This is a genomic window from Enterobacter cloacae complex sp. 302F9, from assembly GCF_050030335.1.
GTDB classification, from domain to species: Bacteria; Pseudomonadota; Gammaproteobacteria; order Enterobacterales; family Enterobacteriaceae; genus Enterobacter; species Enterobacter hormaechei_C.
Map to the genome: position 1 here is coordinate 102180 of NZ_JBLGUC010000001.1, position 13507 is coordinate 115686.

The 13507-nt window shown below is 47.8% G+C and carries 18 protein-coding genes; 4 read left to right on the forward strand and 14 right to left on the reverse strand.

Annotated features, from left to right (window positions below):
* Positions 1-242: 242 nt before the first annotated feature.
* Positions 243-1013 (forward strand): GlxA family transcriptional regulator, encoded by a 771-nt coding sequence (locus ACQG0T_RS00495; protein ID WP_223230145.1) that lies wholly within the window; start codon positions 243-245, stop codon positions 1011-1013.
* A 48-nt stretch (positions 1014-1061) separates the two neighbouring features.
* Positions 1062-1541 carry a GNAT family N-acetyltransferase gene (locus tag ACQG0T_RS00500; protein WP_252051674.1) on the forward strand — a complete coding sequence of 160 codons (480 nt, stop codon included), beginning with the start codon at positions 1062-1064 and terminating at the stop codon, positions 1539-1541.
* Here the strand turns inward: ACQG0T_RS00500 and ACQG0T_RS00505 are convergent.
* The 5 genes from ACQG0T_RS00505 to ACQG0T_RS00525 all read right to left on the reverse strand — a co-directional run bounded on the left by ACQG0T_RS00505 (position 1538) and on the right by ACQG0T_RS00525 (position 4674).
* Positions 1538-2125, reverse strand: a complete 588-nt coding sequence (locus tag ACQG0T_RS00505; RefSeq protein WP_252051675.1) for a hypothetical protein — start codon at positions 2123-2125, stop codon at positions 1538-1540. The two genes, ACQG0T_RS00500 and ACQG0T_RS00505, sit on opposite strands and share 4 nt — an antisense overlap.
* Positions 2122-2487 carry a tlde1 domain-containing protein gene (locus tag ACQG0T_RS00510; RefSeq protein WP_252051676.1) on the reverse strand — a complete coding sequence of 122 codons (366 nt, stop codon included), beginning with the start codon at positions 2485-2487 and terminating at the stop codon, positions 2122-2124. The genes ACQG0T_RS00505 and ACQG0T_RS00510 overlap by 4 nt, the downstream gene beginning before the upstream one ends.
* 9 nt (positions 2488-2496) lie before the next feature.
* Entirely contained in the window at positions 2497-2982 is a 486-nt protein-coding gene (tssD, locus tag ACQG0T_RS00515) for a type VI secretion system tube protein TssD (protein WP_017383637.1), read from the reverse strand.
* A 263-nt stretch (positions 2983-3245) separates the two neighbouring features.
* Positions 3246-4274, reverse strand: a complete 1029-nt coding sequence (locus ACQG0T_RS00520) for a virulence RhuM family protein (RefSeq protein ID WP_071992868.1) — start codon at positions 4272-4274, stop codon at positions 3246-3248.
* A 58-nt stretch (positions 4275-4332) separates the two neighbouring features.
* A complete protein-coding gene (locus tag ACQG0T_RS00525) occupies positions 4333-4674 on the reverse strand; it encodes a SymE family type I addiction module toxin (RefSeq protein ID WP_006812446.1) in 342 nt (113 codons plus the stop codon).
* Between the two features lie 136 nt (positions 4675-4810).
* Here ACQG0T_RS00525 and ACQG0T_RS00530 point away from each other — a divergent pair, with 136 nt between their 5' ends.
* Positions 4811-5002: a toxin-antitoxin system HicB family antitoxin gene (locus ACQG0T_RS00530; protein WP_047062543.1), complete on the forward strand. Its 192-nt coding sequence runs from the start codon at positions 4811-4813 to the stop codon at positions 5000-5002.
* A 1-nt stretch (position 5003) separates the two neighbouring features.
* Here ACQG0T_RS00530 and ACQG0T_RS00535 read toward each other — a convergent pair whose 3' ends face one another.
* The 9 genes from ACQG0T_RS00535 to ACQG0T_RS00575 form a co-directional block, all read right to left on the reverse strand.
* Positions 5004-5372 carry an ASCH domain-containing protein gene (locus ACQG0T_RS00535; protein ID WP_047062544.1) on the reverse strand — a complete coding sequence of 123 codons (369 nt, stop codon included), beginning with the start codon at positions 5370-5372 and terminating at the stop codon, positions 5004-5006.
* Positions 5350-6426: a hypothetical protein gene (locus ACQG0T_RS00540; protein ID WP_047062545.1), complete on the reverse strand. Its 1077-nt coding sequence runs from the start codon at positions 6424-6426 to the stop codon at positions 5350-5352. Before ACQG0T_RS00540 ends, ACQG0T_RS00535 begins: the two co-directional genes overlap by 23 nt.
* Positions 6426-7211 (reverse strand): hypothetical protein, encoded by a 786-nt coding sequence (locus tag ACQG0T_RS00545; protein ID WP_426723736.1) that lies wholly within the window; start codon positions 7209-7211, stop codon positions 6426-6428. Before ACQG0T_RS00545 ends, ACQG0T_RS00540 begins: the two co-directional genes overlap by 1 nt.
* 214 nt (positions 7212-7425) lie before the next feature.
* A complete protein-coding gene (locus ACQG0T_RS00550; protein ID WP_086626613.1) occupies positions 7426-8124 on the reverse strand; it encodes a hypothetical protein in 699 nt (232 codons plus the stop codon).
* Between the two features lie 387 nt (positions 8125-8511).
* A complete protein-coding gene (locus tag ACQG0T_RS00555) occupies positions 8512-10845 on the reverse strand; it encodes a primase-helicase zinc-binding domain-containing protein (RefSeq protein ID WP_086626612.1) in 2334 nt (777 codons plus the stop codon).
* A gap of 14 nt (positions 10846-10859) precedes the next feature.
* Entirely contained in the window at positions 10860-11180 is a 321-nt protein-coding gene (locus ACQG0T_RS00560; RefSeq protein WP_063978763.1) for a DUF5375 domain-containing protein, read from the reverse strand.
* Complete coding sequence (locus ACQG0T_RS00565; RefSeq protein WP_075606810.1) at positions 11177-11404, reverse strand: hypothetical protein; 228 nt, start codon at positions 11402-11404, stop codon at positions 11177-11179. Before ACQG0T_RS00565 ends, ACQG0T_RS00560 begins: the two co-directional genes overlap by 4 nt.
* The gene (locus tag ACQG0T_RS00570) at positions 11401-11949 is read right to left on the reverse strand and encodes a host cell division inhibitor Icd-like protein (RefSeq protein WP_086626611.1); all 549 of its coding nucleotides are present in this window, start codon (positions 11947-11949) and stop codon (positions 11401-11403) included. Before ACQG0T_RS00570 ends, ACQG0T_RS00565 begins: the two co-directional genes overlap by 4 nt.
* On the reverse strand, positions 11946-12212 hold the full coding sequence (locus ACQG0T_RS00575; RefSeq protein WP_063978766.1) for a helix-turn-helix transcriptional regulator: 267 nt from the start codon (positions 12210-12212) through the stop codon (positions 11946-11948). Before ACQG0T_RS00575 ends, ACQG0T_RS00570 begins: the two co-directional genes overlap by 4 nt.
* Before the next feature lie 550 nt (positions 12213-12762).
* Here ACQG0T_RS00575 and ACQG0T_RS00580 point away from each other — a divergent pair.
* A complete protein-coding gene (locus tag ACQG0T_RS00580) occupies positions 12763-13506 on the forward strand; it encodes a capsid protein (protein ID WP_086626610.1) in 744 nt (247 codons plus the stop codon).
* Position 13507: the final 1 nt, after the last annotated feature.

Genomic DNA, 13507 nt, shown 5'->3' on the forward strand with positions numbered 1-13507 from the left:
TTAATTTTAAATTTGGCAAGTAAATGAAAAGTGTATTTGACTCCTCCGATGGGGGGAAATCAGTACCGGAAAAGTGTCTGCATATTGGGTTGATATTATGGCCCCGTTATTCACTCCTGGCCGTCTCCGGGTTGCTGGAGGCGCTGCGTTATGCAGCGAAAGCTCAGGATAAATTAGCATTTAAAATCAGCCTGATAAGTGAATTTCCTGATATCCCGATTATCAGCAATGCGGGGATTATCATGAGACCGGATTCTCCCCATGCGCCGCCGGACAGTTTTAACTACCTTGCTGTTATCGGCGGTGAATTGCAGTATCTGGACTTAGGGTATCAGGGGGATAAAGCGTATCTGGCACATGCCCACCATGCCGGGGTTCCGCTCATTGGCATTGGCACCGGCAGTTTTGTCCTCGCACAGGAAGGATTGCTGAATGAACGACGAGCGTCCATCCATCCTTTCCACCTTGATGCATTTCGGCAGGCTTTCCCGCTGGTTTATGCTGAGCAAGGGTATGATTTCATCGACGATGGCGATGTGCTGACCTGCCCGGGCGGTATTTCCACCCTGACGCTGGCAACTGAGCTTATCCGCGCCCATGCCGGGGATGATATCGCCAGCACCACCTGTCAGCGTTTGTCGCTCGTTCCGCATGAAATTGCCACCCCGCGTCCGGCGAATTTTGCGCTTATCCCTGACTCGCGGTTGCGCCGCGCCGTCATGCTGATAGAACAGTTCCTGACCCGGCCGCTCACCACCGCCGGGCTTGCGCGAGAAGTGGCATTGAGTGAACGCCAGCTCAACCGACTGTTCCACGCAGAATTCGGCAAAACGGCCCGCGAATTTATCCGCAGCGCCAGACTGCGCTATGCTTGCTGGCTGCTGAAGAACTCACAGCAAAGCGTGACGGATATTGCGCAGCGGATGGGGTTCAGCGACTGCGCGCACTTTATTCGTCATTTTCAGACGGAGTATGGTTGTACGCCTGGCGTGTGGCGCACTTCGCAGAGCTGAATATCATTACATTGCTGCCCTGAAACTTTACTCAACCGGATTATCATCATGAAAATAGAAGCCGCACACCCCTCACAATTTGAACGCCTCGTCGCAGTCTGGGAGTCGTCCGTTCGCGCCACGCACCGCTTTTTGCAGGAAAGCGATATCGCGGCGCTGCGTCCGTTATTGCTCAACGCATATTTGCCTAATCTCAGGGTTGTGATTGCCCGGGATGACGTGGGTATTATTCACGGCTTTTTGGGCGTGGATAAAAATCGCATTGAAATGCTGTTTGTTGATGATGCGAGCCGGGGGAAGGGTATCGGGAAAATGCTACTGCAATATGCCATTGCAGAATTCGGCGTAAATGAAGTGGACGTGAACGAGCAGAATCCGCAGGGGGTGGCGTTTTATCGTCATATGGGGTTTGAGCAGGTCGGGCGCTCGGAACTGGATGGGCAGGGGAATCCGTTTCCGCTGTTGCATATGCGGTTGAGTGGACAGGCTCAACGCCCTCTCCCTCTGGAGAGGGCGTCTGCAAGCTAGTTACTGGTAATTTGCCCGATGATTACACTACGCACTTTTTCGCCATCGAAGTAATACGAGACCGTATTACTCTGGATGAATCCATTCTGTACTGGCGTCTCCTGATAAAAAAGTATCGCTTTCTTTTTGGCGATCCCTTTCTTGCCGAACATTTCAATTAGATTCCTGTGAGTAGCATTCAACAATGGAACATTCGCGACTGAGACGCTGACAGGTTCCGTTGTTTTAGCACACTCTTTATGGATGCCATCTTTGGCAATAACTAGCGCAGTTAACAATCCTGCACCCATTTCGTTATCAGAAATGAACCAGTAATTCGTGCCATCGTCGTCATGAAGGCAGACCCAGCGTGCTGAGCTGTCTTTGTTAACTGGTGTGCTGGTGATATCTGACAGGTGAGTAACCTCCATTCGTACGGCTTGCTTGCCTATAGCGATGGTCGGTGAAAGGGGCACTGTTGTAGAAATTTCCGTCAATGATCCGTCTTCATCGTAATACTCGGTCGCGAAGCCGGTCATTTCCGTTGCTGAGACGTGCGAACTGACTGCAACGAGTAATGGCAATAAACAAAATAAACGCTTCATTTGACTATCAATACCGTATCGTTGCTTTTCCAGATACTCCTTCTGGCACTCAGAGGAGCAATGATGCAGCCCTCTGAAGAGTCGTCAGGGTGCAAACTGCTTTGACCATGTATTTTAAATGAGTCTCTACCACACATCTCATTTGTCGAGTAGGGCGTGAGGCTGAGAGTATATTTCCCGGTGTGGGCTGAATTATGAGGGGAACCAATTGTGTATTTCCCTCGAGGTAGAGGCCCACTGTTTTTTACACATTCTTGAGATGGATCGTTTTTGTAACCACTTGCTCCTGCATAATCTGCATCGAACTGATAAACACCATCAAGATAAAATTTGTGCTCTTTTACATCATATTCCCAGGACATACTTTCTCCTTAAGCGCGTTCCTTCCAGGTATCAGAATGAATGATGTTTCCATCTATGTAATGCCATGTTATTTTTTCATATGTTAGATCTACATATTCACAATGTGTATAGCGTTCGTTTCGCGGTAGTTTAATGTCAAACATGAGTGGTTCAATTTGAACTACTCTTGCATTTTCTAAAGTTGTCTTAAAGTAAGCCTCTTCAAGTCCGTTATAGTTGATTCTGTAAAATATGAACTCTGCTTTTTTAAGTGTTTGCCCAGTGCATAAGGCTTTGTATAGATAAGAGGATGATGAATCAATCTCTTTCATGAATGCATAGGTACTACAAATGCGTTTTGCAGTGATTTTACCGGAGAATTTATCTATAGGTTGTTCTATAGAATGCATAAATTCAATCACTTCTATTGAACCTTCGCGATCTTTTATATCGACAGATCCATTAATCCTCCGGCCTGAATCATCCTCGAGCCATAAGTAAACAGGTATAGCCATCTCAATCTCCTTTTATAGACTGAGGGAAACTACTCTTCATAATGGATTTAAATTGCGACTTTCATTTCAAAACAGGAATGTTAAAGAATTTCGGTTGGTTTAATAGAAAGTTGTAGTTGCGAGATATGGATGGTATCAATTGGCGTTTAAAAATTTATAAGGTTGATTTATGACTATTCTTCCATCGCAAGAATAATAGTCACTAAAAAAAGCATCAAATATTGAAATGATGAATAGCATTGAATAATGAACCTATGCCGGGATTAGCGCTTAGCCTGCTTATCCCATTTTAATAAGCTGGCGATATCTTTCTTACCTTCGGCTTCTTTCAGCAGGCGCTGCTTTTTTTCAAACTCGAGGTATTCTGAGCACGCCTTTTCATCAGCCGTTTTCTTGCTGATTTTGCCTGCTCCTTCTAAAACGTCCCGGTCATTAAATTGCAGAAACTGATCGAGCTTGGTTTGCCAGTCTCGTAAAAATACCTGCTTGCGGCGTTTGGCCTGATCTTCGGCAAAATCGAGCCACATATTAACGACGCGATTAAGCTCGCTCACCTCATCCTGAGACAGATAATTTTTTGCGGTGGTGACATCGCTTTTACGGACTTCTTCGCATTTATAGCTGGTCAGCCCCATATGCGGTTGAGTGGCGTCCGCACGTTGGTGAATCAACTCAGCAGCGGTGTGCCCAGTGCAGGCAAAATGCAGTTTATTCTGGATGGTCTGAAAGAATTGCGTGGTTTCTTTGAGCGACGGCTGATAGTCAGCAGCTAATGCGAAAATCTCCCTCACGCGAAGATAGACCCGGCGTTCGCTGGCACGTATATCGCGAATGCGTTCCAGCATTTCATCGAAATAGTCAGGGACGGCGGAAGATCCCACAGGCGGATTTTTCAGGCGCTCGTCGTCCATAACGAAGCCTTTAACCAGGTATTCCTGGAGCGTTTGGGTGGCCCACTGGCGGAACTGCGTACCTCGCGTGGATCGGACGCGATAGCCGATGGCGAGAATGACGGGCAGGCTAAAGTATTGAACGTTATATACTTTACCATCGCTGGCAGTTGTTCGGTAAAACCGAACAACTGAATTTTCGACCAGTTCACCCTCATCAAAAATATTCTTGATATGCCCGCTGATCGTAGCTTTGGCTTTGCCGTATAACTCACAGATCGTGGCCTGTGAGAGCCACAACGTATCGCTTTCGAAGCGGCATTCAATGCGAACTTTTCCATCCTTGCTGGCAAACATGACGAACTCACCGGCTGGAGAATTTATTAATTCCTCATATGTCATGCTGCCTCCGCTTCATAAGGTTGATGCCTGTAAGCTCGTAGTATGCCAGAAACAGCCGCTAAGCCAGGTGGTTTGTATTTGATTTTGCGAGTCGCTTTCCAGCATGCGGAATTTGGATCGCTGCAAGCGCGTCCTCTATCTCAATAAGCTTTGCTTTCGTCCGTTTATAATCATCTTGCAAACGCTGCTCCTGCTCGTTATACGCCACCAGAACGATGCATCCTTTCATGACCTTTACCGTGACCTGCTGTCCGGTATCAAACCCCGCTGCGCGCAACCACTTACCGGAAAGGATGATTTTCGGCGTGGATTTGTCGTAAACATTCGGGCGGTATCCCACAATTAACGAACGCTCGGTTCCGGATTGGTCGGTGTCTGGGGTAGAATGAGAATCAGCCATAATCAACTCCTTGATAGTTGGTGAGGTTAGCTCTCGTCCGGTATTGCGAGTACCTGGCGAGGGCGTTTCAATTTGAGGTTTTCGTATGTTAAGGTACGTACCTCATTAAAGATATCTTGCTCTTGTAGGTACGTACATGTCAACAGCTAAACGCGACCCTAATCAGTCAAAATCCGGAAAAGCACCAACTTTTCAGATTCGTATTACGCCGGAGTTGAAGGCGCAGTTTGAGGCTGCGGCGAAGGCTGAAGGGATGAGTTTGGGTAATTGGCTCAAGACCTTAGGACGAAAAGAATTAAAAAAAATCGGTATTGAGCCAAAAAATTAGATTAATTTAGGTATCGATAGGACTGAGGAGCACTGATGCCCATAGAACTCAATTTTATAGGTGCTTCATATACGCGAATGTCACCAATTTCAATAGCAAAAGCTTTCTTTCTGTTATCAAAATATGAATCAAAAAAACTTTTACTTATGCCCGCTTGGTGTCTAGTTTTGTTCCATAACTTTAATGGTTCATCTTCGATAATGTTTTTAATGTCAAATTCACCAATAATCATACCAACAGGCATAGTTGCGTATATTACAACAGATTTAACATCGTCGTTTTTGAAAATACCTTTACGGAACTCAAACTTTTTTGTCCCATCAAGAATTTTTTCCACAAATTCTGGCTTAATTGACAATAATACTTTCATCTGTTCCGCCTAACTCAACTATCATTTCGAATTGTCTATCTGTTAACTTCATCACACCCCAGTAGTCCTTAGGATTCAGGCCTACCTCTTCGATAAGTTTAGCACGATTTACTCGTTTTGGCAGAGCTAAATTATAAGTGAAAGTTATGATATAAGGGTATTTTTTAGTTTTAAAGAATGATTTCAATTCTGATTCAGTAAATACGCTATATTTTAAACAATGACTGAGAAATTCTTTTTCATTTAAAAATGAGCTGATTGTTTTTACACTTTCGACAACACATAAAGAAGTGACAACCGAACGGTAATACGCAGGGCCCTGATTATCAGATGTGCGATAAATAATAATAATGTCATGAGGCTTCATTTTTGCTACATCACTCATTGCACAGATATATATTTTTCTAATACTATTGGCATAAGAAACATCTGCAATGACATCTGGTGCCTCATTTACGAGTTTTGAGTCTGGGAAAAGACGTGTATGAAAAGTGGGGTATATAGATAATAGATATTTGTTTTCATTATTTCTGTTATTTATATAAGGATAATCAGAAAGTAAATCTCCTGTTAGATGATCTGCACTCATCTCCCGAAGTAAAACATTTTCTGTTCCATTTTCGGAATGTTTGAGCCCATACTTTACAAATCCGTACTTCAGGAATAATTTAATAAGGTAATCATGTTTATCGAAGATAGTGACATAAATATCATTTACTTTTTCTTTTAATGCATGGTCGAATATTTTCTTCAAAAAACGCTGGCCGCGTAAAGTACCTTTTGTATTAAATTTAAACGTTCCGATTTTTAAATGATGTCCTGCGGGGATATTAGGAGAAGTATCATCAATAACTCCATCTTCTAATTTCAGATACATGAAGCCATCTATATTGTCATTCTCATCGAAGAGAACATATGCTTTATCTTTTTCAGGTGTTAAGCATTTTTTTTGGAACCATTCAACAAATCCTATTGCATAGTCTGATTTCAGACTATCGAAAAACGGATCTGAAAAATTAACTTTGGAAAAAGGTATTAATTTTAGATTCTCCATTACATAACTCCTTTTTTATACCCACATGCGAGACAAACAGCTTTAGCTTTTGATATTACTGCTAATGTGGAAGAGGTACTATGACAGGAACTACATTGTATCCACATTTTAGGTTTACTATCGAGTTTATAAATCTCTTTCAAGATTTCGTCAAGTGGAAAGAAAGTTTTATAAATATCAATGATATTATTAGAGTAGCCTTGTGCAGAGGCTAGAATCCCTTCAATTTCGAGCCCATCGTGACTGAATAAACCCTCCGAAAGTTTGAGCAGGCTAACTTTATTGATTTCTTCTTGTAGAGTTAAAAATGCGGAAAGGAAGTCTTTTATTACAGCTTTGCTATTACTTTTGCCCAGATGTATTACTTTGTTACGTTCTTTACGTAAGGCGACATAAGTATCATTGAATCTTTGAGGGAATGTAACTCCTGAAATACTTGAGGCTACATTATTTAAATCTGCGGCATCAATTGTTAAACAATCGAAGAAGGAGTGTTTTTTATATGAATCTTTGATGTCTTTTAATAACAAAAAAACACTTTTCTCAGCAATTATGGATTTTAAATAAATTTCGGCAGAATTAAATAATATGACTAATCCAGTTTGTAAAAATATTTCCTTATCAAATAATAATCTTTTTATTCGCTGTTCATCAGTTTCTTCTATTGCTGGTGTTTTAGTTATTTCCCAATCTTGTGAAAAATGTAAATAAAAAGTTTTAAGGAGAAAGGATAAATTTCGTTGGGCTGAAAGTAACATTTCATTATGATCTGGGAGTTCATTCATAAACCATTCCTTTGGGATAAGATAAAGCAGAATTGATTAAGGCAATTAGCTATATCTATTAATACTTATGAATAAATTTTGGCGGAAGATCACAGGAGTCCTTTTTTAGCTATAACATGCTGTTTTTATTGTATTTTGTTTCAGGGTTGTATTTTGGTTATACACATCGCTATACACATTTTTCCAAGTGTATGGTTCAATCTGACGGATAAAGCTAAAGTCCCTTTATCATCTCTCGAGCTGATTCAATTAACTCTTCTGAAGGTTTAAATCTAGACATATGACGGACACATATTACAGGGATTTTCACATCATTTAGTACGGCTGAGAAAGCGAAAGTTGTGTAATAACCCTTCTGCTGCGTATAGATGAGAGTACTTGGATCACCGAAGTGTTTTAGCAAAATATTTGCTGCTGAAAGGGTTTGTAGGCTATTGCTATAAGCGATAATCAGTTCAGGCTTACACAGAGGGATTGTGACATTCTCAAAAAATCTTGTTGAGTATTTTACGAGTTGTTCGACAGTTAGTTTGTGTCGACTCGCCTCCTGTTTGAGTGCTGAAGCATTGGTTGAGCACATCATTAGAGCATTCGTAAATACTACGTCTTCCCATCTGTAACCGAGGCTGATAGGTAGCTGTTGTAGTCGCTTAGCTAGGTGAGTAATTCCCCATTCCCCTTGCGTCCCTAAATGGACATTCGAGACAAGAGGCTTTGAATGATCCTGAATAATAGACTGGCTGTTGGTCATATGGGAATCAGCCGACGAACCATTGAAGCCCATCACAATGAGGCGTTTGCGTATAGGTGGGGAGGCTATTAATTCAAAAGCAGAATCGTAAGGTCTGCCGGGCAAATTAGCCAAGCCAAAGCGAGAAAGCCCTCCAAGAATAAAGTCTCTAGTCTTATCCATTATTCAAATTCTCTTGTGAAGCCTCATACCGACATCATACGCAAAAAAAGTTTTTTTGCATTTAACTGTTCACACTGCTCACCTCATTATTTTTCTTTTTAATATCATACTGATAGATGGTGATCAGTTGGTGAAGAGTGAACAGTCAACTCTTCACCTCAGCGCGTTTCTGGCCTGTTTCCGGCGACCATCACCGCAATACGATGGTGATGAGGGGGTATAAAAAGTTTTTTCCGGTTTTACTGTTCACACTGTTCACCTTTGCCTTTTTATCAATAATTTCATAGTGATACAGGGTGAATATACGGTGAAGGGTGAACAGTGGAGTGTTCACCTTATGATAATGGCCGGAAAGAAAAAGACCGGCTGTTGCCGGTCTGGAGTGGGTTATGTCGCTGCGGGGTCATCGCATTTCGGCAGCCAGTCGCCGTAGCTTTCCTCTTTCAGTGAAAGGTTAGTCTGTATCCCCTGTTTCGTGTGCCGCTTCTCATAATTCAGGCCGTACTCTTTCAGCATCATGGGCAGCCCCAGCCCGAACATTTTCAGGCTGAGCACGTTCCTGTACCCGTTGGCCTCCATATAGGCCAGATACGCGTGATAGAGATATTTACGGTAATTGCGCGGGACGATGCTGGCATTACCCATAAACATCCCGTTGGTCTGCGGCAGCATTTCCAGATAGCCGCAAAAATCAAACGTCGGGTCAGCATCGCGCTTGATGCTGAGCGCCTCGTCGGAGTTCTGCTGCGACTGGAGCAGTGCGCGCGCTGCCATCGGGTCGCTGAATTTCTGCATAAGCTGGCGCACGATAACGGCCAGCTCGCGCGCAATTTTATCCCTGAGTTGCGGGTCACGCTCTTCCGGCGCAATCTGCTCCGGGAAGTGAATAATCACCCGGCGACGTGACACACCGCCGCTGCGGTCGGTGAAGCGCATCGGGTTGTTATTCACGGCCAGAATCACAGCCGGAATATGCGTTGAGTACGGATTCTGGTATTTCGGGTCAACTGAAACTGCATCGCCGCCGGTGATGGCCTTGAGTCCTGCGCCGTCACCGCTCCATTTTTCCTGGTCAGGCAGACGGATAAGCGAGAAGCCAATCAGGGAGGCACGCTTGCGCGGGTCTTCCAGCGTGTCGATGTCGGCCGACGTGGCGTTATCCTCTCCGGCGAGCAGGGTCGCGATTTCGGCCAGTATACTTTTGCCGCTGCCACCCGGACCGGTGACTTCGAGAAAGAGCTGCCAGTCGTAGCGGTTTGCCAGCACCATAAACAGCGCGGCCAGAATCACGTCGCGTTTTTCTGGTCTGCTACCGGCAGCACGGTCGAGCCAGCGCCAGAAATTAGGGGCATGGGTTTCCAGCGTTTCCCCCTCGACCGGCGGAGTAAAATCCACGTCGCAGAGCGTGCGCAGCCAGTACGATTTGCTGTGCGGGCTGAACAGGCCGCTCCGTGTATCGAGTACCCCGTTGCGAAAACCAATCAGACGGCGTGCCGGTGCGGCCTGCTGAGGAATAATCAGCTTCAGCGTCTCCACCACTGAGGTGATTCTCCCCGACGAGAACGGGGCACGCAGGCGCTGGAAAAGCCCGGCTACGTCGCGTTCGAAACTGGACGGCTGAACGACTTTCCATATCCCTGCTTCATAACGGGACAGGAGCTGGCCGTTCGCATCCACTGCCAGCGCTTCGCCGTAATGCTCATGCACCCGCAGAGCCTTGTCGCTGGCGCTCATGGCGGTAAATTCCGCCTCGCTCATGGTGTCGAACGGACTTTGTACCGGTGGCCGGATGGCGTCATAAATGGCTTTCCGCGTGGCCTCCCCGCCATTCTGCACAAACGCATCATTCCAGTCACCGAACACCGGCGGCAGGGCGACAATGCCCTCACAGGCGTCTGCGGCCGCTGCGGCTTTGTTCTGGCCGTCGCCGCTCAGGTCGCGGTCGGCGGCGAGCACAATCTGACAGGCCGGGTGTTTCTGACGGGCAAGGCTCGCCAGAGAAAGGAGGTTCACGGACGACAGCGCCACCATGACGGTTTCGCCGGTCAGGTGATGCACGGTGAGTGCGGTCGCATAACCCTCCGCAATCCACAGGCGTTTTCCGGCCTGTTTTTTCCCTTCGATGACATGACATGCCCCTTTGACCTGACCGCCTTTCAGGGTGCGTTTGAGACCGTCAGCATTGATAAGCTGAAGGTTAACCAGTGCGCCGGTATCGTCATACAGCGGGACAACCACATCATCGGTGCGGAACGTCACGCCGCCGGTTTTATGCATGACGGTGAGCGTCAGACATTCCAGAGCGGGGAAACCCTTGCGGGTGAGGTAGGCATTGCCGGTGGCCGGTCGGGTTTTCTCCATGAGCCTGGCGGCCAGCGCGGCCGCCGCTTTGCGGTCGGCCTCCGTTTCAGCCTCTGCGGCCGCAATCACTTCGGGGGCAACCGGTGGCAGGTTGCCGGTCACGGCATCCACCTTTCCGGCGGCCTCTGATGCGGTCATACCGAGCACTTTCTCTACCAGCTTAAGACCGTCACCCGCACCGCACTGGTTACAGAACCATGTGCCGCGCCCCTCTTTATCGTCAAAGCGGAAGCGGTCAGAGCCGCCGCACACCGGACAGGCCTGATGGCGGTTTTTAATGACCTTCACACCCAGCGCCGGGAGAATGCGCGGCCAGTGGCCGCACGCCTGTTTTACCGTCTCTGTTACGTTCATTTTCATCGTTATTTTCTCCCTCAGTGCATAACAGGCGATTGCATGTGACGGGCGCAGAGTTCATCCATCACGGCCAGCCCGAGAAAGGACAGCGACGGCGCGGCTTTGAGTGGTCCGGCTTCCATTAAATCTTCCAGCAGTGCACAGGCAATCTGGCGGCCTTTTTCCTCGCCGTGCTGGCGCAGGTAAAAGCCCTCCAGCTCGACGGCAATGACGCTTTCCAGCGCGTCGAGGGTGAGGTGCGGATAGCGGCGCTGGCGTTCGCATACCGTCAGCCATGCACAGGCCACGGCGCGGCGATACAGCGCGGCGCGTAATACGGGCGGTAATGGCTTTTTCATACGTTGCCCTCCCCGGTCAGCCAGCGCTGATTGCAGCGCTCTACCACGCCGTCAATCTGGGCGGTCATAAGGTAAATCACGGAGGTGAGCTGTGACTGCTGAGCAGGGTCACGACGAATGGTCGCGCAGTCCTGCACCTGCATCAGCTCGTTGATGAGCTGGCCGACGTTGCGCATGTGCTCAAGGCATTCGAGGTCACGGGTGGTAATGGTGGAGTGTCTCATGCGCGCACCTCCGCAACCGGCAGACGGCCAGCGAATGAGAGGACGTAATCGCGAACAAGGGAAAGACGTGCGGCGTGCTCATCACCGGCAACAGTGCGGAGCATACAGATACGGGGTTTACGGTCTGCACGACGAACGGCGGCAAACACAAAGACAAACTGCGGGTGTGACAGGGTGAGGGTCGTAGCCATAAGGGCAACCTCCTTGAAGTAGCGGTTATCGCTACCACCGGAGTTCTCACGCTCGGGTGGTAGCCCAGACGGGGGTGAGAAACCGGCCTTCAAGGGAACCGGCCAGCCCGAAGGCTGCCCCGCCTGAGCCACCATTACGCGGATACAGCAACGACTAAAGAACCGATGCGTAAACAACAGGTGCACATAGGCATAGACACAAAAAAAGACGCATGGCGCGTCTGGTGTCGCCTTGAAGTAACTCGGGTTCTCACGCCCGGCTGCCGATTTTGCGGCAGCGGGAAAACTATACCTGGAAACGGCGAAAAGAAGCAAGCCAGAAAAAGGGGTTGTTTGCTGAACGGTCATCATCATGCGTCATAGTCCCGGTTGCGTTCGGCAATGCGATCTGCCATCCATGCGGTGATTTCAGACTGCGCCCACGCCACATTTTTTCCACCGAGGGAGATTTGTTTCGGGAAGGCTTCCCGGCTGATGAGGTCATAAATGGTCGACCGGGACAGGCCACACAGATGCATCACTTCGGGCAGGCGGATAAAGCGCTCCTGAACGGCATCAGTAACCGGCATCATTGGAGCGGCAGGGGCAGAAGGCGGGGAAGAAAAAGCGGTTTGCATCGGGCTACCTCATATTGTCCATACAGTGCCGGGCGTGTCCGTCCGGCTTCGGGTAGCTCTCTATTTTGTGAATATTTTCCCTAAGGGCAACAAGTCATTTTGTAGTGTTACACCACACAGCAGACTGTTTTTTATACAGTGACAATCTCTGACAATGTTCTGGTATATCGTGGGTATCCTTTGGCACATTCTGGCACACCCATATACAACCAAAAGTGGTTAACAAACCATTATTCATGAATAAAAAATATATAAACCTCCAGGAGAGTTCAGAAGATGGGTGAACAGTGGTGAACAGACGGTGAACAGTCATGCCCTCAACTGTTCACCCCTTATCTTACTGTATTACTTATGTTTTTATTTAAGGTGAACAGTAGTGAACAGTTATATGTAAAAAAACAAACGATGAGTAAGGTTTTGCTGAGACCTTTCTCTGGCCAGCCGGGTTTTGAGTGCTGTTTGTGCCAGAACTGCCACAACTGCGATGAATCGAGATGTTGTGTGATGAAGGGCAGAATCATTTCAGGTTGAATAAACGGAGAGCCTGAACATGAAACTCGAAACAGTCATTACCGCCCTGCAAAATGTTGCCGCCAAGCAGTACGCAGAGAACAACCCGCACATCACCGACAAGCTGAGCGCATTCACTGCGGCCAGAGACACCCACGCGGCCAGCATGCAGGTACTGAAAGAGATTGATACGTCCATTGAACGCTGTAAGCAGGAGCGGCAGACCGCCCTCGATGAGAGTACTGAGGCGGAGCAGGACTGGCGCAGCCGCTTTCGCACCCTGCGCGGCAGTCTCACCCCTGAAATGAAAGCTGAGCACAGCAGGCGTATCGCCAGTCGTGAGCTGGCCGACGAGTTCACCGGCCTGATTGCGGAGCTGGAGGCCGACCGGACACGCGCCATGCTGAATGCCTGCTCCAGCGCTAATAAATACCTGTCAGCGCATGACGATGCCTTTACCGCTTACGCCGGTGCGGAATGGGCTCAGGCTGTCAATGCGGTTCCTGTCGCCCTTACCCGCGCTTTCCTGCTGCGCATTCGTGCCCTCGAAATGAAGGGAGAAAGCGCCCCGCAGTCCGTGGCCACTGGCGAGCTGCGCGATGCGCTGAGTCGTCAGGGCAGCCTGTATCACTTCGATATGACGCAGGAGCCGGTGTTGTCCGTGACGGGCATGCACCGACCGCAGATTACTGACGTTGATACGGAGCTGTTACGCAGCCCTGCGAAGAGAATGATGCTTGCCAGAAAGCTGGCTGAAAATGGCGAGACAGAAGCGGAGGGGTAAG